The organism is Photobacterium sp. NCIMB 13483 (assembly GCF_003025475.1).
GTDB classification, from domain to species: domain Bacteria; phylum Pseudomonadota; class Gammaproteobacteria; order Enterobacterales; family Vibrionaceae; genus Photobacterium; species Photobacterium piscicola.
Window position 1 is genome coordinate 62,971 of sequence record NZ_PYLV01000018.1, and the last position, 21,444, is coordinate 84,414.

General features: G+C 39.5%; 16 protein-coding genes. 7 read left to right on the plus strand and 9 right to left on the minus strand.

The annotated features are described in order from the left end of the window. The first annotated feature begins 69 nt into the window (after nt 1-69). The 3 genes from deoA to deoD all read left to right on the plus strand — a co-directional run bounded on the left by deoA (nt 70) and on the right by deoD (nt 3,556). Nucleotides 70-1,401 (plus strand): thymidine phosphorylase, encoded by a 1,332-nt coding sequence (gene deoA / locus C9I86_RS14065; protein ID WP_107276698.1) that lies wholly within the window; start codon nt 70-72, stop codon nt 1,399-1,401. Between the two features lie 10 nt (nt 1,402-1,411). After that, nucleotides 1,412-2,632 carry a phosphopentomutase gene (locus C9I86_RS14070; RefSeq protein ID WP_080158435.1) on the plus strand — a complete coding sequence of 407 codons (1,221 nt, stop codon included), beginning with the start codon at nt 1,412-1,414 and terminating at the stop codon, nt 2,630-2,632. A 204-nt stretch (nt 2,633-2,836) separates the two neighbouring features. Continuing rightward, a complete protein-coding gene (gene deoD, locus C9I86_RS14075; protein ID WP_080158434.1) occupies nt 2,837-3,556 on the plus strand; it encodes a purine-nucleoside phosphorylase in 720 nt (239 codons plus the stop codon). 99 nt (nt 3,557-3,655) lie between these two features. On the opposite strand, the gene C9I86_RS14080 is transcribed toward deoD, so the two are convergent. After that, the gene (locus C9I86_RS14080; RefSeq protein WP_107276699.1) at nt 3,656-4,270 is read right to left on the minus strand and encodes a YtjB family periplasmic protein; all 615 of its coding nucleotides are present in this window, start codon (nt 4,268-4,270) and stop codon (nt 3,656-3,658) included. Between the two features lie 266 nt (nt 4,271-4,536). Between C9I86_RS14080 and serB the strand changes: the two genes are divergently transcribed. Then, on the plus strand, nt 4,537-5,502 hold the full coding sequence (serB, locus tag C9I86_RS14085; RefSeq protein WP_107276700.1) for a phosphoserine phosphatase: 966 nt from the start codon (nt 4,537-4,539) through the stop codon (nt 5,500-5,502). 80 nt (nt 5,503-5,582) lie between these two features. Here serB and C9I86_RS14090 read toward each other — a convergent pair whose 3' ends face one another. Further along, complete coding sequence (locus tag C9I86_RS14090) at nt 5,583-7,937, minus strand: PilZ domain-containing protein (protein WP_107276701.1); 2,355 nt, start codon at nt 7,935-7,937, stop codon at nt 5,583-5,585. Between the two features lie 151 nt (nt 7,938-8,088). Between C9I86_RS14090 and radA the strand changes: the two genes are divergently transcribed. Then, nucleotides 8,089-9,480 carry a DNA repair protein RadA gene (gene radA / locus C9I86_RS14095; RefSeq protein ID WP_080158430.1) on the plus strand — a complete coding sequence of 464 codons (1,392 nt, stop codon included), beginning with the start codon at nt 8,089-8,091 and terminating at the stop codon, nt 9,478-9,480. Nucleotides 9,481-9,604: 124 nt separating this feature from the next. On the opposite strand, the gene C9I86_RS14100 is transcribed toward radA, so the two are convergent. Both C9I86_RS14100 and ettA read right to left on the minus strand, forming a co-directional pair. Further along, a complete protein-coding gene (locus C9I86_RS14100) occupies nt 9,605-10,582 on the minus strand; it encodes a M23 family metallopeptidase (RefSeq protein ID WP_107276702.1) in 978 nt (325 codons plus the stop codon). Nucleotides 10,583-10,850: 268 nt separating this feature from the next. Next, nucleotides 10,851-12,518: an energy-dependent translational throttle protein EttA gene (gene ettA / locus C9I86_RS14105; protein ID WP_080158428.1), complete on the minus strand. Its 1,668-nt coding sequence runs from the start codon at nt 12,516-12,518 to the stop codon at nt 10,851-10,853. A 289-nt stretch (nt 12,519-12,807) separates the two neighbouring features. Here ettA and sltY point away from each other — a divergent pair, with 289 nt between their 5' ends. Then, nucleotides 12,808-14,745: a murein transglycosylase gene (gene sltY, locus C9I86_RS14110; RefSeq protein WP_241956901.1), complete on the plus strand. Its 1,938-nt coding sequence runs from the start codon at nt 12,808-12,810 to the stop codon at nt 14,743-14,745. A 156-nt stretch (nt 14,746-14,901) separates the two neighbouring features. Here sltY and C9I86_RS14115 read toward each other — a convergent pair whose 3' ends face one another. Then, the gene (locus C9I86_RS14115; protein ID WP_080158426.1) at nt 14,902-15,789 is read right to left on the minus strand and encodes an ATP-grasp fold amidoligase family protein; all 888 of its coding nucleotides are present in this window, start codon (nt 15,787-15,789) and stop codon (nt 14,902-14,904) included. A gap of 572 nt (nt 15,790-16,361) precedes the next feature. On the opposite strand from C9I86_RS14115, the gene trpR reads away from it, so the two are divergent. After that, nucleotides 16,362-16,679: a trp operon repressor gene (gene trpR, locus C9I86_RS14120; protein WP_080158425.1), complete on the plus strand. Its 318-nt coding sequence runs from the start codon at nt 16,362-16,364 to the stop codon at nt 16,677-16,679. Nucleotides 16,680-16,736: 57 nt separating this feature from the next. Here the strand turns inward: trpR and yjjX are convergent, their stop codons facing one another. The 4 genes from yjjX to ahpC form a co-directional block, all read right to left on the minus strand. Next, on the minus strand, nt 16,737-17,252 hold the full coding sequence (gene yjjX / locus C9I86_RS14125) for an inosine/xanthosine triphosphatase (RefSeq protein WP_080158424.1): 516 nt from the start codon (nt 17,250-17,252) through the stop codon (nt 16,737-16,739). 126 nt (nt 17,253-17,378) lie between these two features. Further along, nucleotides 17,379-18,017 (minus strand): helix-turn-helix transcriptional regulator, encoded by a 639-nt coding sequence (locus C9I86_RS14130; RefSeq protein WP_080158423.1) that lies wholly within the window; start codon nt 18,015-18,017, stop codon nt 17,379-17,381. A 761-nt stretch (nt 18,018-18,778) separates the two neighbouring features. Beyond that, nucleotides 18,779-20,359 (minus strand): alkyl hydroperoxide reductase subunit F, encoded by a 1,581-nt coding sequence (gene ahpF / locus C9I86_RS14135; protein ID WP_107276704.1) that lies wholly within the window; start codon nt 20,357-20,359, stop codon nt 18,779-18,781. Nucleotides 20,360-20,612: 253 nt separating this feature from the next. After that, on the minus strand, nt 20,613-21,170 hold the full coding sequence (ahpC, locus tag C9I86_RS14140; protein WP_080158421.1) for an alkyl hydroperoxide reductase subunit C: 558 nt from the start codon (nt 21,168-21,170) through the stop codon (nt 20,613-20,615). Between the last annotated feature and the right edge of the window lie 274 nt (nt 21,171-21,444).

Here is a 21,444-nt window from a genome sequence, read left to right on the forward strand (position 1 = left end):
TAATAGTTTGGTTTTATAAATAAATAATTAATTTTCCCTATTAAAATCCATATCAGTAAGAGGATCGTCATGTACTTACCTCAAGAAATTATTCGTAAAAAACGCGACAATATTGTTTTAACTGCCGATGAAATTAATTTTTTCATTCAAGGTGTTGCTAAAAATACTGTTTCTGAAGGTCAAATCGCAGCCTTTGCAATGGCGATTTATTTTAATGATATGACCATGGATGAGCGTGTTGCTTTAACATGTGCAATGCGTGACTCAGGCATGGTGATCGATTGGAGCCACATGAATTTTGATGGCCCAATTGTTGATAAGCACTCAACCGGTGGTGTGGGTGATGTGACCTCTTTAATGCTGGGCGCTATGGTAGCGGCATGTGGTGGCTATGTACCAATGATCTCCGGTCGTGGTCTTGGTCATACGGGTGGTACGCTAGATAAACTGGAATCAATTCCAGGTTACAACATTACGCCAAGCAATGAAGTGTTCGGTAAAGTAACCAAAGAAGCGGGTGTGGCTATTATTGGTCAAACGGGCGATTTAGCTCCTGCTGATAAACGTGTTTATGCGACCCGTGATGTCACAGCGACAGTGGATAATATTTCATTAATTACTGCATCTATTTTGTCGAAGAAGTTAGCGGCAGGTCTAGATTACTTGGTGATGGATGTAAAAGTAGGTTCAGGCGCATTTATGCCAACTTACGCAGCATCAGAAGAATTAGCCAAATCTATTGTTGCGGTTGCTAATGGTGCGGGCACTTGTACCTCTGCATTGTTGACTGATATGAATCAAGTGTTAGCATCAACCGCGGGTAATGCACTTGAAGTGCGTGAAGCGGTACAGTTTTTAACGGGCGAATACCGTAACCCTCGTTTATATGAAGTTACCATGGCATTGTGTGCTGAAATGTTAGTTATCAGTAAACTAGCATCAGATTTACCGCAAGCACGTGCGAAACTTCAAACAGTGTTAGATAATGGTCAAGCAGCAGAACGTTTTGGCAAAATGGTGGCAGGCCTTGGTGGTCCAACTGATTTTATCGATAATTATGATAACTATCTTGATAAAGCAGAGATCATTAAACCTGTATTTGCTGAAACAACCGGTTTTGCAACTGCGATGGATACCCGTGGTTTAGGTATGGCTGTTGTTGGCATGGGTGGTGGTCGTCGTGTTGCTAGCGATAGCATTGATTATGCTGTTGGTTTATCAAATATGATTCGCCTTGGTGATGAAGTATATGCAGATACTCCATTAGCAATGGTACACGCACGTACTGAAGCGCAATGGCAAGAAGCAGCTAAAGCGGTTCGTTCCAATATCAGTATTGCTGATACACAGTCAGAGCCAACCCCTGAAGTATACCGTCGTATTGGCGAACAAGACGTATAACGGAGCAAACATGAAACGTTCAATTATTTTAGTTTTAGATTCTTTTGGTATCGGCGCGACGGAAGATGCGGTTGATTTTGGTGACGTGGGTGCAAACACCCTTGGTCATATTGCCCAAGCATGTGCACGTGGTGAAGCTAATAATGGTGATCGTAGTGGTGCCCTTTATCTGCCTAACCTAACTAAATTAGGTTTAGCAAAAGCATGTGAAGAGTCATGTGGTCATTTTCCTGAAGGTATGGACACTGATGTTGAAATCGTAGGTGCGTTTGGCCATGCGAAAGAAATTTCATCAGGAAAAGATACACCTTCTGGTCACTGGGAAATTGCGGGCGTACCAGTATTGTTTGATTGGGGTTATTTCAGCGATAAGACTAATAGCTTTCCAAAAGAGCTAACTGATCGCATCCTTGAGCGTGCAGGTTTAGACGGTTACTTAGGTAACTGCCATGCATCGGGTACACAAGTACTGGATGATTTGGGCGAAGAGCACATGCAAACAGGTAAACCAATTTTCTATACATCTGCTGACTCTGTATTCCAAATTGCATGTCACGAAGAGACTTACGGTCTTGATAAGTTGATGGAACTTTGTCATATCGTGCGTGAAGAGCTAGAAGATTATAATATTGGCCGTGTTATTGCGCGTCCATTTATTGGTGCTGGTAAAGGCCAATTTGAGCGTACGGGTAACCGTCGTGATTTATCACTTGAGCCACCTGCAACAACTATTCTGCAAAAGTTAGTTGAAGAGAAGCAAGGCGAAGTGATTTCTATCGGTAAGATTTCTGATATCTATGCGGGCTGTGGTATTTCTCGCAAAGTAAAAGCAACCGGTATTCCTGCTTTATTTGATGCAACGTTAGCACAAATTGATGTTGCGGGTGATAACAGCATCGTGTTTACTAACTTTGTTGACTTTGACTCAGCTTACGGCCACCGTCGTAATGTTGCAGGTTATGCTGCGGCACTTGAGTATTTTGACCGTCGTTTACCTGAAATTTTAGCCTTGCTAAAAGAAGACGATGTGCTAATTATTACCGCTGACCATGGTTGTGATCCAACATGGCCTGGTACTGATCATACACGTGAGCACATTCCAGTGATCGTAACTGGACCAAAAGTTCAAGCGGGCTCATTAGGTCGTCGTGAAACATTTGCTGACATCGGTCAAAGCTTAGCAACACATTTTGGTACTTCTGATATGGATTACGGTAAATCGTTCTTATAAAACGTAATACTGTGACTTTATCTTGAACATCAAGGCGACTAATCATGAGGTTAATCGCCTTGCGTAGTAAAAAATGGACATATTTGTACGATAACGATCGTTATTAGATCGATATTAAACGATGATCAGCAAGAGACAGCTGATAAGCATAAACATAGCTTGTCATCATTGAGTGCTGATTCAATTAACAGAAAGGATATAACTATGGCTACTCCACATATTAATGCTGAAATGGGCGATTTTGCAGACGTAGTACTAATGCCGGGTGATCCGCTACGTGCTAAGTTCATCGCTGAAACATTTTTAGAGAATGTGACAGAAGTATGTAACGTTCGTGGCATGCTTGGTTTCACTGGTACTTACAAAGGTCGTAAGATCTCTGTTATGGGCCACGGTATGGGTATCCCTTCTTGTTCTATTTATGCGACAGAGTTAATTAAAGACTTTGGCGTGAAGAAAATTATCCGTGTTGGTAGTTGTGGTGCGGTACGTGATGACGTTAAATTACGCGATGTTGTTATCGGTATGGGCGCATCAACAGATTCTAAAGTAAACCGTATCCGTTTTGGCGGCCATGATTTCGCAGCAATTGCAGATTTCGGCATGGTACAAAATGCAGTAGATGCAGCAAAAGCAAAAGGTATTCCGGTTAAAGTAGGTAATATCTTCTCAGCTGATTTGTTCTACAACCCAAATTTCGATTTCTTTAAAACAATGGACAAATACGGCATTGTTGGTGTTGAAATGGAAGCGGCGGGTATCTACGGTGTTGCGGCAGAGTTTGGTGCTAAGGCACTGACTATCTGTACTGTTTCTGACCATATCCTACGTGGTGAAGCAACTACATCTGAAGAACGTCAATTAACGTTCAACGAGATGATTGAAATTGCACTAGAATCAGTATTACTTGGCGATGCTGAGTAATAAAATGCTTGATTGACACTGTATATCAGTCGTCATAAGTATTAAAAAAAGCGGTAACAGTTCAGGCTGTTGCCGCTTTTTTATGGGGGTAAAATACTATTACTGATGCTGATTATGCAGAAAAGGAAAACTGCCTTGATAACGTTGACGACTAAAGACGACGGTCAGTAAGCTTCCAATAAGCAGTGCCGCAATAATCAGCCCGCGAATAATCGCTGTCATGGTCGACATTTGATCAATGGCATGCGTGAGTAATTTATCGCGTTCCAGCGTGATGCGCATAAATCCAATAATATGGTTATTCATCAACACTGGCTCTGCAATTTGTTGGCGACCAATACTAGCCATGGCTAATGGTGTCGATAATCCTGTCAGTTGCTCTAATGGCAAGGCCGTTTTTGTTTTTGCAAGTGCTACCCCTTCAAGATTATAGATAGTCGCATCTAAGATGAGAGGTTCAGCCGCTAAATTATTGACTAATAATTGCAGTTGGCGCTGATCTTTATTTTTAATATCAGCGGCGGCATTTTTAGCGGCTTGACGAACAATAACTTGCGATAAGGTTTGAGTTTGCTCACTGAGCATTTGGTAATTTTGTTGGCTAAGGATTGCGCCATATTGCAGTATGCCAATAGATATTAATAGGCATACAAACAAGATCATGGCTTTTTGTAGCCGTTGACGTTGCCACCGCTTAGTGTTCCATTGGATCATTCATATCACCCGATTACTCTGATTAAGGTTATTCTACACTAAAAAAATAACGGATGATTATTTCCCCCCGCTAAGGATTTGTTACTGTTTATTAACACACTTCCCCGTAAAATGGATAATAAATAAAATAAGATATAAGCTTATGATTTAAAATAAGTTAATTGACGTTTATTAGTTATTGATATAACAATAAGTTTACAATTGAACTTGCTCTTCATGTGCACAATCGTTAGGTTTATAGTAATTAAATTGTTAAGGATGACGCAATGGATGTTGCTAACGTACTCAAAATCAATAAACACCCGACCTTATATAAACGCTTTCCAGAAATATTATCCGTTACTAATACCAGTAAACGCCAAGCAAATTGGTTGGTATATGGTTCCCATATCACACTCGATAATATTGACGCTATTAATGCTGTTGCCATCACTAATATTGAGATTGTCGCTGCTTGGAAAGTGGGATCGTATGATGTGATTTTGATTGCCAGCGAGCTAACACCAGCCCAACAACAGATCGTGATTGATCTGCAATTAGATGTCGCTTATGTCAGTGATATTCCTGATTTATCAATGCCAGGGATTGTGGTGTTAGATATGGACTCGACCGCGATTGAAATTGAATGTATTGATGAAATCGCCACCTTAGCAGGGGTCGGTGAAGAGGTTGCCGCAGTGACTGAACGGGCGATGTTAGGCGAGTTAGATTTTGAACAAAGCTTACGTCAACGGGTCGCAACGTTAGCTGGAGCTGATGCAGCGATTCTAACGCAAGTGCGGGATACGTTGCCGTTAATGCCAGAATTACCACAACTTATTGCCACTTTGTACCATTATGGCTGGCAAGTTGCGATTGCATCGGGTGGGTTTACCTATTTTTCTGATCACCTTAAACAGCAGTTTAACTTGGTGTCAGCGACATCAAATACCCTTGAAATTATTGATGGTAAGCTCACTGGTAAGGTGAAGGGTAAAGTCATTGACGCGAAATCAAAAGCGGAAATTTTACTGGCACTGGCTGAAGAATTTGATATTGAGCCCCATAATACGGTGGCGGTTGGTGACGGTGCTAATGATTTGTTGATGATGGGTATTGCTGGATTGGGCATTGCTTATCATGCGAAACCCAATGTTGAGCAGCAAGCTGATGTAGCGATTCGACATGCCAATTTAGGCGCGATTATTTGTATTTTATCGGCATCGTTAGCCGAACAACGCTTAGCATGGTAACCGTTAACCTAGTGATTTTGTTATTACGTTAAATTATGCAAAATACTCCGCACTTGAGTGAGTGTGGAGTATTATTAGACTTAATGTATTTCAAGCCGAATTAAGACTTCATCGGTAATATCAAAAATCTCACCACAGCCAATTAATGACGTAAATTCCATTTCTAATGCACGTGCACGGTGTAATGTTAAGCGGGCTAATTTACTGAGTTTTTCACCAATCAATGCCGTCAGTGGATTTAATAATGGTAGCGCTGTAATGCGCACTGCAAATAGATCGCCGTGTTGCCGAGCGTATTGAATATAATCCCGTTGTGCGGCCAGATCATCGAAATCACTGCGCAGTTTAGTCTCAATGCTATGTACCTGCTTATCACGATATTCAACCGCTAAATATAACTCATGAATAAACGATTGTTGTTGCTGTTGTTTATCCCGTGGTCGCATGGGATCGGCGAGCATTTGTTTAACCCGTTGCTTAAAAATCACATCAAGATCTAAACGTTCATTGTCACTTAGTTGATGCAACATGGTTGCTAGGGGTGATAATGGGAAATTGGATCCGATGGCTTTAACTTTTATTTTATGATCTATCTTTTCTGCAAAATATGGCAAGCTATGTAGCCGTGTCAGTAGCATTTGATGCATGGTTAGCAACAGTGCTGCCGATGGTTGCGGCTCCTTGCACAGGGCTAATTTTTCAAGGTTTGACTCAATTAAAGAACGAAGAAATTGGCCACCTAATAATCCCTCTTCATTTTCAATTGTTATCAACTGAATATTTTTACCACTAGGACTCGTGCGAATAACCTGATAAGGCATTTTTTTTAGAATATCGTTTTTAGTGCTGCGGGCTAATTGTGTAAATTCAATTTGGACCGTGTCACCTTGTTTGCATCGTAAAGGCTGATGTAAATTGATATTCAGTCCTCGACTAGAAAAATCAATGGAAGTACCACTGATGGTCTTATGATCTTGCTGTAATGTAATTGCTGTTTTATAACTAAATCGGTCTTCGCTACGTAGCGGTTTGGGATCAAAATGAATCGCTTCAGCTTGGCTGATAGGGTTTCGCTGATGACGGAATTGATTCAACGCTTGCGGGGTTAAGGTTGATGTCACACCACACAGGTAATCAGACTGAACCTCTTGATGGGTTAAATCTTCTAACGTCCCTATATGCGATAAATCCTGACAGTAAGGCATCATTTCAGGGGGTAGCTGTGCCAATGCTTGCATGTCATTTGGGGCTAATGGGTACATGGTTAACCGCATAACGCGCCAGCTATCACGCTTAGCGCCTATCTGCCAAAATAACAGCCGTTGTTGGCGTGTCATTTCAGGAAGGGCTGCCGAATAAAAGTAGCGTTGGCCTTGGTGCTCATGAAAGAAGCTATAAATTAAGGTACTGGTATGAGAAATACCACTTAGTTCAAGGTTATTGATTCGCGTTGCAGACAACAGATGATTGATCACGGGTTGATTGCGTTCATCATGCCAGTATTGCCATTGATGTTGATTATGGTCAGTCAATAAACTGTATTTTAAATGCTCACCTGCAAAAAATAACGGCATCGTAAGGGTATGTTTAAGATAGCAATGCTCATAACCTTGGGTGCGCAATTGAATGATTTTGTCATCGTGGTTGTTACGGCTTAACGATTGGTGTTGATCATGCTTAATGATCGCTTGCAAGGCAGTATTGTCTGTTAATGCCAATAAACGTAACCATTTTATATTGTCGTTATCTTGAATATCATCAATGCCTAAAATACGGTAATGGTGGCTTTGATTGAGGCGAGCATCTTGGTATTGTTGTGCCAGTTGAGGAAATGATGCCGTAATGGTTTGACCTAATTGATAGTCAAATGCGGCGGGTACCTTACACTTCGCGCCCGAAAAAGACAGATCAACCGTGGTGGCTAACACCTGTTGCTCATTACTCAAGGTTAATGCAATTGGCGTGGCAATACTGAGTCGCTTTTCTTCGCGGCTAAGGTAGTATCCAAATCGAATTAGCTGGGCTTGAAATAAGCTACATGGATTATCTTCTGGTGTAGTGTAGATCGGTGGCATTTTTTGTTGCTGGTGAAGAATACGAAAATTATTGTGAGTATTAATTAATTCTTCATACAAGCCATAGCAATATTGTCCAGCAAACACCGCTTTACGGTGATGATAAATGTTAATAGCCACATCATCTAACCAATGGCTATGACCACTAAAGATATATTCTCGACATTGACCTTTAACCCGTCCTCGCAGATCAATAATTTTATTGCAAGGGGTCATTAAGCGATTGATTTCCATTTTTATTTGGAGTCGCACTGGACCTGTTTCGTGGTCAGTTAATGATTTGAACGCGACCTCAAAATCGGGATGGTTATAAATTGGCAATAATTGCTCAATCAATGTTTTATAATTGTCGAGATGCATGATTTGGATCTATTGATGAATGGCTAGTTGTATCATCGACCAATAGCGTAAAAAATTTAGGGGTAACTGACATATATTTGTCGTTATTCGATAGTTTATTGACGCTAAAATGGTTTGTGATTGTGAATAATAAACTGATGTAGGATATAGAATGGCAAAAGCAGCAAAACGAGCATACGTATGTAGTGATTGCGGAATGGATTTTGCGCGTTGGCAAGGCCAATGTTCAGGGTGTAAATCATGGAACACTATCACTGAATTTACTATTCCAAATACCAAAAGTGGCGTCGCAACCTCAGCTCGTTCAAGTCTGTCTGGATACGCAGGTATTGCGGGCGGCGGTTCTAAAAAATTACATGAAGTTGAAGCGGTTGATGCTCAAAAAATGCTAACAGGCATCGGTGAGCTTGATCGCGTGTTGTGCGGTGGATTAACCACTGGCTCAGTCAATATTATTTCAGGTGATCCAGGAGCGGGTAAAACTACCTTGTTATCTGATTTAGTGGCAAGAATGTCGAAATTAATGCCATCGTTGTACTGTACTGCGGAAGAATCATTATCACAGTTTAAAAACCGTGTTAATCGTCTCAAACTAAGCTGTAATGAAGATAACTTATATCTAATGGCAGAAACCAGTGTTGAAGCGATCATCGCTGAATTAGATGCGAAACAGATTAAGTTTGCGGTTATTGACTCCATTCAAGCGGTATCAACCGAATTGGCCAATGGTAGCCCCGGCTCACCGTCACAAGTAAAAACTGCGGCGCAATCACTGACGCAATATTGCAAACAAAACAACGTTACTATGTTTTTGATTGCCCACGTTAATAAAAATAACGAAATAGCAGGTCCACAGACATTGGTTCATATTGTCGATGCATTATTGCATATCGATACGAATGATGGTCAAGTCCGGACATTACGCGCCAATAAAAACCGTTTTGGTGATGTTGATACGGTCGGTATTTTCCGTATGACTGAGCGCGGAATGCTCAGTGTTGATAACCCTAGTGAAATTTTCTTATCGGGGTCAACCACTGAATCATCAGGCTCTGCAATTACCTGTATTCGTAAAGGTAACCGGAATATTTTACTTGAGATCCAATGTTTAACCACTGAAACTGAAGGGGAGTTTCCTCAGCGGGTTTGTGTTGGTTTAAATATGAATCGCATTAAAATGCTAACGGGTATTTTACGCAAGCATGCGAAAACCAAAATCTTCCATGATACTTTTTTCAATATTGTCGGTGGGTTAAAAATTGATGAATCAGAAACCTGCATTGATTTGGCGTTAGTGGCAGCATTACTCAGTAGCCTAAATGAGTTTGTGGTGCCACGCACAACCTGCATTATGGGCGAGCTAAGTCTAAATGGTGATGTGCGCCCAATAGACAGTGGTGTACCGCGGGTAAAAGAAGCGGCGCAACATGGATTTACGGAAATATTTATTCCTTATCGTAATTACCATAAATCAATGGAAGGGTTGGGTGCAAAAATTGTGGCGGTCAAAACTATCCATGAATTGATTGAACTGATTAATTAATATTAATAGCGTCAATTAAGGTCAACAAAAAGGCCAATCACGATAATGTGGTTGGCCTTTTTATTATTCGTTGTCGGTGAAATTGTTCTTGCTTATAGGTCGTATTGCTTATAGGTCGTATTGCTTATAAGTCGCCTTGGTTTGGTGATGGTTCAGTCTGACTTGCGGTGGTAATACCAAGGTCGTGATTTTCATCCCCAGTCAATTGCACCTGCATTGCGACCATACTATTGATGGTATTTAACAGTGATGCCCATTGGACATTCTTTTCTTGTTTAAATAAAGCATCAAAATTTTCAATATTCCATTTCACGAATGGTCGTGGATTTAATGGTTTGCCTAAAAAGCGAATTTCATAATGTAAATGGGGACCTGTTGATAATCCTGAATTGCCAGTCCACCCAATAAGTTGACCTTTTTTAACAAACTCGCCTTGTTTCACTTTAAATTTACTTAGGTGTGAGTAAGTCGAAATAAACCCCATCGTATGATTAAGGGTTAATTGATTACCATAACCATAATTACTGCTACGGGCTCGTTCAATAACCGCATCGGCAGGGGCATAAACTGGAGTACCAATTTTAGCCGCAAAATCAAGGCCATCATGACGTTTGCGTTTTTTAGTGATCGGATGAACGCGTGTTCCAAAACCAGATGTTAATTGAACATTAGGGGTTGGAGCACCATTGGGAATCAATTGAAACAAGGTCGCTCTAACGGCCGAGTTAATGGCTGCGGTATCGACCCGTTGGGTGATGGTTTGGTTATCAGCTGGTGGTTCAATACCCAATACAGTTTCCATATCATCAATCCGCTGATTCAGTGCAATTAATGATTTTTTCTTGGCGGCTAATGCTTGATTGAGATCTTGATTCATTGCCGTTTCTTCTGACAGTGATGCACTCAATGCTAATGCTTGTGCACTGAGTTTTTGGGCTTTGATCTGTGAAATTTTAGCGTTTTGGTAAAGGTGGAACATTGAATAGCCACCATAACTAAGCAGACCGCATACCGCAAGGATGATCACAGCACGGTAATAGTGCTGTCGCGGACGTGAAGGTTTAGTGCTGGATGGTGATACTGATGGTTCTAAATGAGGCATAATAGACAGTTATTATTGATAAATAAGATAAAGTTGGTCAAACAGCAGGCTAAAATACCATTGTAGAGGGGGATTTGTACCAACGAGAGATAAATAATAAGCTACTGAGTCTATGTCTTTGGTGAAATGATTGCTAGTTATCACGTCACAAAAATGAGGCGATACAGTCTCTATTTATGCAACAATAATAAAAGCCATTGATTTAACAGTTGATTTTTTATGATAAAAAAAGAGCTGTTGAAACAGCTCTTTGGTTAGATGAAATAGATTATTTAGCGATACGCTTGTACTTAATACGGTGAGGATCAGCGGCATCAGCCCCTAATGTTTTCTTCAACCAATCAGTGTATTCAGTAAAGTTACCTTCAAAGAAACTCACTTTACCTTCGTCGCGATAATCAAGAATATGCGTAGCTACACGGTCTAGGAACCAACGGTCGTGTGAGATAACCATGGCACAACCAGGGAACTCAAGTAAGGCCTCTTCCAATGCACGTAAGGTTTCTACGTCAAGGTCGTTGGTTGGTTCATCGAGCAGTAATACGTTACCGCCTGATTTTAGTAGTTTCGCTAAGTGAACACGGTTACGTTCACCACCCGATAAGTCGCCAATACGTTTTTGATGATCACTGCCTTTAAAGTTAAAGCGTGATACATACGCGCGTGCTGGAATCTCAAAATTGTTGATTTTAAGAATATCAGCGCCTTCAGAGATTTCTTGGTAAACCGTGTTGTTGTCGTTCATGCTATCGCGGAACTGATCCACTGACGCCAATTTCACCGTTTCACCTAGCTCAATAGTGCCAGAATCCGGTTGTTCGTCACCACTTAGCATCTTAAATAGGGTTGATTTACCCGCGCCGTTAGCACCGATAATACCGACGATTGCGCCTTTAGGCATACTGAATGACAAATCATCAATCAATACACGATCACCAAACGATTTGGTTAGATTTTTAACATCAATGACTTTATCGCCTAAACGCTCACCTGGCGGAATGAAAAGCTCATTGGTTTCATTACGTTTTTGGTGATCGCTAGTATTAAGCTCTTCAAAACGCGCCATACGTGCTTTTGATTTAGCTTGACGACCTTTAGGGTTTTGACGCACCCATTCTAGTTCTTTTTCAATGGTTTTTTGCAAAGCACGTTCTTGAGATGATTCTTGTTTTAGACGTGCATCTTTTTGCTCAAGCCATGAGGTGTAGTTACCTTGCCATGGAATGCCTTCACCACGGTCAAGTTCTAGGATCCAGCCCGCTGCGTTATCAAGGAAGTAACGGTCGTGGGTAATTGCCACAACTGTACCACTGTAATCAACCAAGAAGTGCTCTAGCCACGCCACTGATTCAGCATCCAAGTGGTTAGTAGGTTCATCAAGTAGCAGCATGTCGGGCTTATCAAGTAATAAACGACAAATAGCGACACGACGACGCTCACCACCAGAAAGATTTTTAACCACAGCATCCCAATCGGGTAGACGCAGTGCATCGGCAGCACGCTCAAGTTGCATGCCAAGGTTGTGGCCATCTTTGGTTTCAATTAACGATTCCAAATCGCCTTGTTCTTTTGCGAGTGCATCAAAATCAGCATCAGGTTCAGCGTAGGCTGAATAGACTTCATCGAGACGAATGAGCGCCTCTTTAACATCTGAAACAGATTCTTCAACAATTTCACGTACTGTTTTGGTTTCATCCAATACCGGCTCTTGAGGTAGGTAACCGACTTTAAGACCAGCTTGAGGACGTGCTTCACCTTCAATATCAGTATCGATGCCTGCCATGATGCGCAGTAAGGTTGATTTACCTGAGCCGTTAAGACCAAGGACACCAATTTTTGCACCAGGGAAAAAACTCAGTGAAATATCTTTTAAGATTTGACGCTTAGGTGGGACAATTTTGCCCACTCGCGACATGGTATAGACGTAATCAGCCATATCCGTGTGTGATCTCTACTCTGAAATGAAGCTTACTATAGTACCTATAATCTTTAAAAGTTCACTTGAATTGTTATTAATTTCGCGGCTAAGTAAGGTATTTTAGCGTTAGAAAGAGATTGTTTATTATCATGGTTACTATCACAATCAGATTCCACCGTAATCATAGTTCCGTGAATGCATAGAGTGTCTATGCAATAACTTGATTTTACAGTGATGTGGTTTTTTTTTGCTATTATTGAGCAAGGATTGTACACGCTTTATAGCGTTTTTTGATATGGAGTTAATCGTGGCACGTCTATTTAGTTATTCTCGCGTTTTTTCATTTGCTTTGTTGACGGTCGGATTAACAAGCACTGTAACAGCCCAAGCGGCTTCTTTAGATCAACAACGCACATGGTATGAACAAGCGCAAAATGCGTTTTCAGCTAATGATATGACCGTGTTTCATCAAAAAAAGGCTCAATTAGGGGGGTATCCACTTTACCCTTATTTGGAGTACCGTGAATTTAATGCTCAACTAGCAACGCAAAGGCCAAGTCAGGTTCAGTTTTTTGTTGATAAATATAAAATGTTGCCGTTTAGCCAGACGATTAAAAACCGCTATTTAAACCAATTGGTGAAGACTGGGCAGTGGCGTGACTTTTTAATGATGCAACCAGCGGTACCACGTAATACTGATCTTCAGTGTGCATTTTATTACGCCAAAGAAAAAACAGGCCATGCTCAATTAGCGTGGCAAGGTGCTGATAAATTGTGGCAAACGGGCCGTTCGTTGCCTGCTGGATGTGATAATTTATTAGATAGCTGGAGTTCTGCGGGTAAACGTACTAATACGATGGTGCTTGATCGTATGGCGTTGGCGTATGCTAAAGGGAATAAAAGCTTATTAAATTATCTGGATAAGCTCTTAACTGGTGATGCCCAAGCAACTGGTGAGGCTGTGTTAGCGTTATATGATCAACCGCAAAATGTGGGGGCATTTGCGAAGAAAAGTAAAGTAACGCCGTTTAATCAAGCGTTGACTCAGAATGCTTTTTTATTGCTTGCCCGTACGGATACTAAACAAGCGGTTGCTGAATATGACCAAGTGGTACGTGGACAACATTTTGACAAAGCTACCAAGCAAACATTGGCTGATGCGGTCGCTTCTCGATTAATGTCGACATCAGACACGGCATTAGCAAAATGGCGTGATAGCAAATTAGCACAGAGTGACAATGCTAGCCTGTTAGAGCGTCGTGTGCGTAATGCAATTCGTGAGGCGAACTGGAAACAGACCCAGTTGTGGATTGATCGCTTACCAAAAGAAGCGCAACAGACGCCGCGTTGGACATTTTGGAAAGCGAAGTTGTTAGCGCAAAATGGTAAGAAAAAACAAGCGGATAAAATTTACACGTCACTATTAGGTGAGCGTGATTTTTACAGTGCCGCAGCGGCAACAATATTAAATAAGCCGATTGTATATCCACTAACCAATGCACCGACATCAACCGCGTTATTAAAGCCTTATAAAAAGAGTTTAGCGCGAGTTAAAGAATTGATTGCACTTGATAAAGTTACCGCGGCTAATCGTGAATGGGGATATTTATTATCAAAAATCACCAATGTTCAAACTAAGCGTCAATTAGCGGTTTATGCTGATAAACATCAATGGCATTACCTTGCTGTTCAAGCTACGATTTCGGGTAAGTTATGGGATCATATGACATTGCGTTTTCCATTGGCACATAAGTGGCTATTTGATTTCTTTAGTGAACAGCGGAACATTCCAGCATCGACGATGATGGCGTTGGCGCGTCAAGAAAGTGCGTTAAATATTCATGCTCGATCGCATGTTGGTGCGAGTGGCTTAATGCAACTTATGCCCGCGACAGCAGCAGAAACAGCTAAAAAACTTGATTATAAATATTTAGGCAAACAAAGCTTATTTGATCCTAGCGTTAATATTCGTTTAGGCAGTGCCTATTTGAAAATGATGTTAGAGCGTAACGATAATAACCGTGTCTATGCTTTTGCATCTTATAATGCAGGCCCTGGCCGCGTGTCACAATGGAAAAAAGTGACTGATGGTAAACTTGATGTATATGCTTTTATTGAACAAATACCATTTAATGAAACCCGTGGTTATGTTCAAAATGTATTGATGTTTGATATTTATTATAATGAATTGATGGGACGTAAAGGGGTATTATTTAGTCCACAAGAACTAACTGCTCGTTATTAACAATTTAAATAATAATTAGATATAATGTATTTAAGAAACTTATTAAATATATAAATTAATAAGAAAAGAAGCCGCTACTGTTATGCAGAGATGTGATAGTAGCGGCTATATAAATAAGAGCAAAAATAATTTTATTTGATATATGAAAACGTATGATTATTTCTTTTGAGAAAAGGTTGGATAATCTAATATCCAGCGTTCACCAAATTTATGGTTCCATTCATCAGGGAACATAGAGAAGCCAGCCGCTGGGTACATGGTTAGTTCGCTGAATGTGACTTGATTATTGTGGAAATAAAGGTCGACACGAACCATGTCATAATATTTACCAATGCGTTCTGCTATTTCAATCATTTGATCAATGAACGGTGGTTTTTCAGGTACTGGCAGTAAGCGTGGTTTTTTGTTTAAGACAAAACCAAGTTCATTCCAATCTCGATCAAACATATTTCGATAATGCTGTTCAAAACGTCCTTGATCTAATTGGATAAATTCTACTTTTCCATCAATTACATGCAGTTTGTAATCATCAGGAACCGTGCCATTAAAGTCTAGAAACTCTTCAACAAAAACACGTGGTGGAATATTTTTATATCCCCATTCGCCTAGCGATCCTGATTGATCTTTCTTAAACCAACGAGATGCGAAATTTTTCATCTCTTGTTTAGATAAGTGATTATTATCACGAACAAATTCAATGGTTTGACTTGTATGGTTTGCCTTTAATACATAATTACTTGGCATTTCTGAAAATGGGAATGTATCAAAATCAGCAACGTACTTAGCAACCCATAATGTTTCTGGAATGTATAGTTCTGGTGCAATTTCTTTAACAAACTTTTTAGCTGCTAATTTATCGGCACCAAGAGTTAGATATTCACTGCGGTCATGAATTTTTTTTAATTGTACTTTTTCATTAAATGTCTGTGGATTCGAATAATTAATGAATTTTTTAAATTTTCTAAAATATAGTAGTTGTAATCTTAATTTTATTGGTAGTTTGGATACTATTCCTGAAAATAATCGATATTGTAAACTTTCCATTTTAGGTTCTCTGCCTGTTATTTATCTAACTTATAAATGTTATTTGTATATTTTATAATTAACATTAATATATTTATTCGTGTTTTTATATATCAACCGATTAAACAGTGTCATTTACGAATACCTAAGTATAACTAACTTAATGATTTTGATCTGTTATCTCTATGTCAAGTTTTTATTTGCAATCAACATATTAAACGGGTGAATCATAAATATTTCATATTAGATATTGTCTGTTTGATAAAATATTTACTGCTTTTGCTATATATTATGTGTGTTTCCTTTTTTTAACACTAAAAAAAAGAAATATTTTTATAGGTGGCCTGTTTTATCAAAAATCATATGCTATAAAAAGAAATAATTATGCTGTATATGGCTATTTTTATTCTTTCTGATTTCATCATCATTATTAATTTGATAAATAATAATGATGATTTTTGGCATAGGATCGGGGAATGATAGTGATGATTTACTTATCTGTTTATGCGCTATAAATAGCACCGTTACTTGGTCTGATGTAGGAATCGCGGTACACTGCACCGCGTATATAATGCCTTACGGGATAAACGAAAATGGCTGTAGACTCACCAAAGTATACTGATTGGCAACAGATTCTAGATTTACTCCAGCAAGCTTCTGCGGAACAACGTGATCAGTTACTGTTTAAAGTATTACTAACTCATGATGAAAGAGAAGCATTAATCGCACGAGTGAACATAGTACATGAGCTACTAAATGGTGAACGTAGCCAACGTAAAATTAGTGAGTTACTTGGTGTCGGCGTTGCTACTATTACACGTGGCTCAAATGAACTAAAACATCAAGACGATGCAACCAAAGCATGGTTAGCTGATTTTCTCGCAAAAAATGTCCCTTCTGCCTTTGAATAATTATCATGAGCTTCATGAACATATCGCGCATTAGTTATTACTACTAAATTGTATTTATTAATATAATTCAGGATGTAAAAAAGGAATTAATGCGAGAATTAAAGCTTGTTGATAAACACTGCTACGGCTCAATAAATGGTGGGTTAGCATCGCAATAGCCCCCCCTTTTTGTTTAATGTTTTGTTGAGCAAACATCTCATCCATCACATCTCCTAGCTCCATTCCTTGGGCTATTTTTTCTAATGCCAATGGCGGCAACGGTAACGAAGCCGAACGGGCGGTAGATTTTCGTCCTTGATGTTCTATCACCATCCACGCAAATGTAAAATTGTCATCGAGCCCAGCTTCTAAGCCAACGATGTAATCGGCATTGGGATAACGTTCGCGACAAGAAATAACACGATTATTTGCTCCTAGTAATGTTTCATCACAGGTTAATGGCTGATCGCGTACACCACTGTCAGTGCTGACACCCGTGGTGGTAAATATCTGTTGAGGAAAGGCCGCTGTAAAGGCATCGGTAACAGCAGTGATTTTTGCAGGGTTGGTTGAGGCGACAATAATGGTGGGCATAATGATAAATTCGGTTAAATAGAGTATTGAATAACTTAAAAATAACCGCTTTATGTTGAAAACAAAAGTAATAAAAAGCCCATCAATCGATGAGCTTTCTAAACCCTAATTGAGCAGTGGTCGTGATTAACGATCGTAAGCCCAGTCTGATTGGATAATGTAACCGTGAATTTGAAATTCACCGTTATTTACAAACAGGTTTGGAAAATCAGGTTGTGAGGTTGAGAATACAACGCCATCAGCCAATTGTGTCATGTGGTAAAAATCAGGCTCACTACCGCGTACAGAAGCAAAGACAGGTTGCTTTGGACGGTAAGCCGCTTCTTTGGTTGCTAATGCATAGCTACCCACTGGTGCACAATGTGAGATATTTTCATTATCAATGAATAAACCTAGGCAAGCATCACGCTCTAAATGCTGGGGGATCGCACGTTTACTGATCACCTCAACTGAATCACCTAAATTGTAAGCTGAAAAATCTTTACGGTGGATCACTGGAATATAGGTGCACGTTGCAGAGCTATCGTGTTCAGTGCTGATAGTTGTCGTTGCTTGCGTACCAGTATCAATTTGGCCTGTTAGGATATAACCAATTGATGTATTAAGTGTTTCAGCGATTTTTTCTAATTCGCGAACTTCAATACCGTATTTACCTGAAAGCTTACGGCTCATTGTGCCTTGTTGAAGGTTTAATGCTTCACCAAGTTGCTTTTGGCTGATGCCTTGAACTTTAGCTAAACGCTTAATTCGCTCTAAATATTCCATGTAACTAGCTTCCTGCTTCAAATAGGGGGGATGAATAAAATATGAATTCTCAATAGTTATAAAAGATATTACTTAAAAGTGTAGAAAAGGAATCATTGTTACTTAAAAAGTGCGATTGATTTGGTTAAAGAAATATACCCCACAGGAAAGATGGGTAAAAAAGGGAACAAAATACGCAGAAAGAAATAAGTTTTGATTCTAAAATGGTGTCGCTTGATTCTGCAATTATGGATGAAGGTGGAGATCAGAATAGACAAAAGAAAAACGGCGTATTGTTATAAAGGTTTGATTTTAAATGTTTTAAAAGTAAACTCTAAAGTGTTAAAAAATATGATAGCATATGTTTTTTTATTTTTGTAAATTGGGATTTAATTTGTAAAATAACCAATGTAATTGATAGTTAAGTCAATAATAAAATGAAGTAGTTTTTATGGGTATTAATTTTATTATTGATGCATTACAGAATAATACGAGTTTGAGGAATGTTAAATATAGTATTATATGCGCAATAGGCATGTAAGCGGTGAGTTTGAATATAATATAAGATTATGAATCTTGTTGTTCTATATAAAGGATAATAAGACGAATTATCGATAAACTATTTATAATAAAAATTATTCCTCGTTCTTTTTTATAAATAAGGCTTATATCTTGTTTCATTAGTGAGGATTATTACTGTGTTTAGAGAGATAAAAAGCAAAAAGACCTATTCTTTAAGAACAGGCCTTTACTATTATTTTCTTATTGTATAAATAAAAGAATTATTTAGTAGTTGGTGCTGGAGTACGAATTAAGTAATCAAATGCACCTAAACTTGCTTTTGCACCTTCACCCATCGCAATGATGATTTGCTTGAAAGGCACAGTTGTCACGTCACCCGCAGCAAAGATGCCATTAACGTTAGTATTACCGTGAGCACCAATTTCGATTTCACCACGTGGTGTTAAGGCAACGGCTGACTCTTTTAGCCATTCAGTGTTTGGCACTAAACCAATCTGAACAAAGATACCTGCAAGTTCAATGTGTTTGATTTCATCAGTGTTACGATCTTTGTAGCTAATACCCGTTACGCGAGTACCATCGCCAACCACTTCTGTGGTTTGTGCCATTTTAATAATATCGATATTCGGCATGCTTTCTGCTTTGTTGATCAACACTTGGTCAGCACGTAGGGTGTCAGCAAATTCAAGCACCGTAACATGCTCAACAATACCTGCAAGGTCAATTGCCGCTTCAATACCTGAGTTACCACCACCGATAACCGCAGTACGTTTACCTTTGAATAATGGACCATCACAGTGAGGGCAGTAAGCCACACCTTTGTTACGGTATTCTTGCTCACCTGGGACGTTCATTTCACGCCAGCGAGCACCTGTACTGATGATCACGCTGCGAGATTTTAAAATTGCGCCACTTTCTAAATAAATGTGGGCATAACCATCATCAGTATCTGTTGCAGCAACGATATTCTTAACACGTTGTTCGCTCATGATATCAACGTTATATTGTTTTACATGCTCTTCTAAGCTTGCCGCTAAATGAGGGCCCGTTGTTTCTTGAACAGAAATGAAGTTCTCGATAGACATGGTATCCATTACTTGGCCACCAAAGCGCTCGGCAACAACACCAGTACGAATACCTTTACGTGCAGCATAGATAGCAGCTGATGCGCCAGCAGGACCACCACCAACGACTAATACGTCAAATGGGGCTTTATCATTAAGGCTTGCTGCTGCTTTTTTAGCGGCGCCTGTGTCTAGCTTATTTAAAATTTCAGTTAGCGACATACGGCCTTGACCAAAGACTTCACCGTTTACATAAACAGTCGGTACCGCCATGATATTACGTTCAGTGACTTCAGCTTGGAAAGCTGCGCCATCAATCATGCTTGCTTTAATACGTGGGTTAATCGCTGCCATCATGTTGAATGCTTGCACAACGTCAGGACAGTTTTGGCAAGAAAGTGAAATGAAGGTTTCAACAACGATGTCTTGATCTAATGCTGCAATTTGATCGATAACTGGTTGTTCTAGTTTCATTGGGTGACCACCGCTGTGCAGTAGTGCTAATACCAATGAAGTAAATTCGTGTCCCATTGGCAGACCAGCAAAGCTCATTGAGGTCTGTTTGGTTGGGTTAACCACTTGCATTACAGGTTTGCGTACGCTGGCATTACTGTCTTCAATAACACTCACTTTATCGTTTAGTTCTGCAATTTCGTAAGCTAATTCATGCAGTTTTTGTGCAGTGTCACTATCATCTAAACTTAATACCAGTTGTACATCTGTTTTTAAATTTTCTAAATACGCTTGTAGCTGCTGCTTCATGTTTTGTTCTAACATAATCTTGCCTTTTTAATTTGTTCACGGCTTAACAGTAGATAATCAATGCGGGTCTACTGTAATACGACATATTGCCTATATAAAAAGGCGTAAATATGTTTGAAGGTCTTCTAATTAATAAGGCACCAAACATGCGATATATGTTTGATGCCTTATTACTTTTAAATAAATGATTTACTTAAAAGCAGGATGAACAATATTTATTTCAGATTCGGCGTCAAAAATGAATATTGTCATCAAAGGTTAAATAAGATTAGATCTTACCAACTAGGTCTAGAGAAGGTGTTAGTGTTGCTTCGCCTTCTTTCCATTTTGCAGGACAAACTTCACCTGGGTGTGCTGCAACATATTGTGCTGCTTTCACTTTACGCATTAGGTCTTCAGCTTCACGGCCAATACCTTCTGCAGTGATTTCCATTGCTTGGATAACACCTTGTGGGTCGATTAGGAAAGTAGCGCGGTCTGCAAGACCTTGACCTTCACGCATAACGTTGAAGTTATTAGTGATGTTACCTGTTTGGTCGCCTACCATGAAGTAGTTGATTTTACCGATTGTGTCAGAGCTGTCGTGCCATGCTTTGTGAGTGAAGTGAGTATCAGTTGATACAGAGAATACTTCAACACCGCGAGATTGTAGATCTGCGTAATGGTCAGCTAGGTCGCCAAGCTCAGTTGGACATACGAAAGTAAAGTCAGCTGGGTAGAAGAAGAATACTGCCCACTTACCTAAAACATCTTTTTCAGTGATGTCTACGAATTTGCCTTCTTTGTATGCTGTAGCGCTAAATGGCTTGATTTCAGTGTTAATCATAATATGGAATCCTTTTGAAAATAATTTTAATTTTTTATGCTGTAGTGCAAATCAAATCTCTGAAGCCATTATTGTCAAAACAGGGATATTAAGGAAATCGTTAAAGCCGATACATTCAATAGCCAAAACCTATTATTGATAAAGGTGTGTTTTAAAGGGGAGGTGATGATTAGTAACAGCGGTAGTTAGGTATGAATAATAAATGAAGTGATTCGGTTAATGAAAAGGTCCTATTTGACCATCAAATAAGACCTTTAATAGCGGTAACACGCTT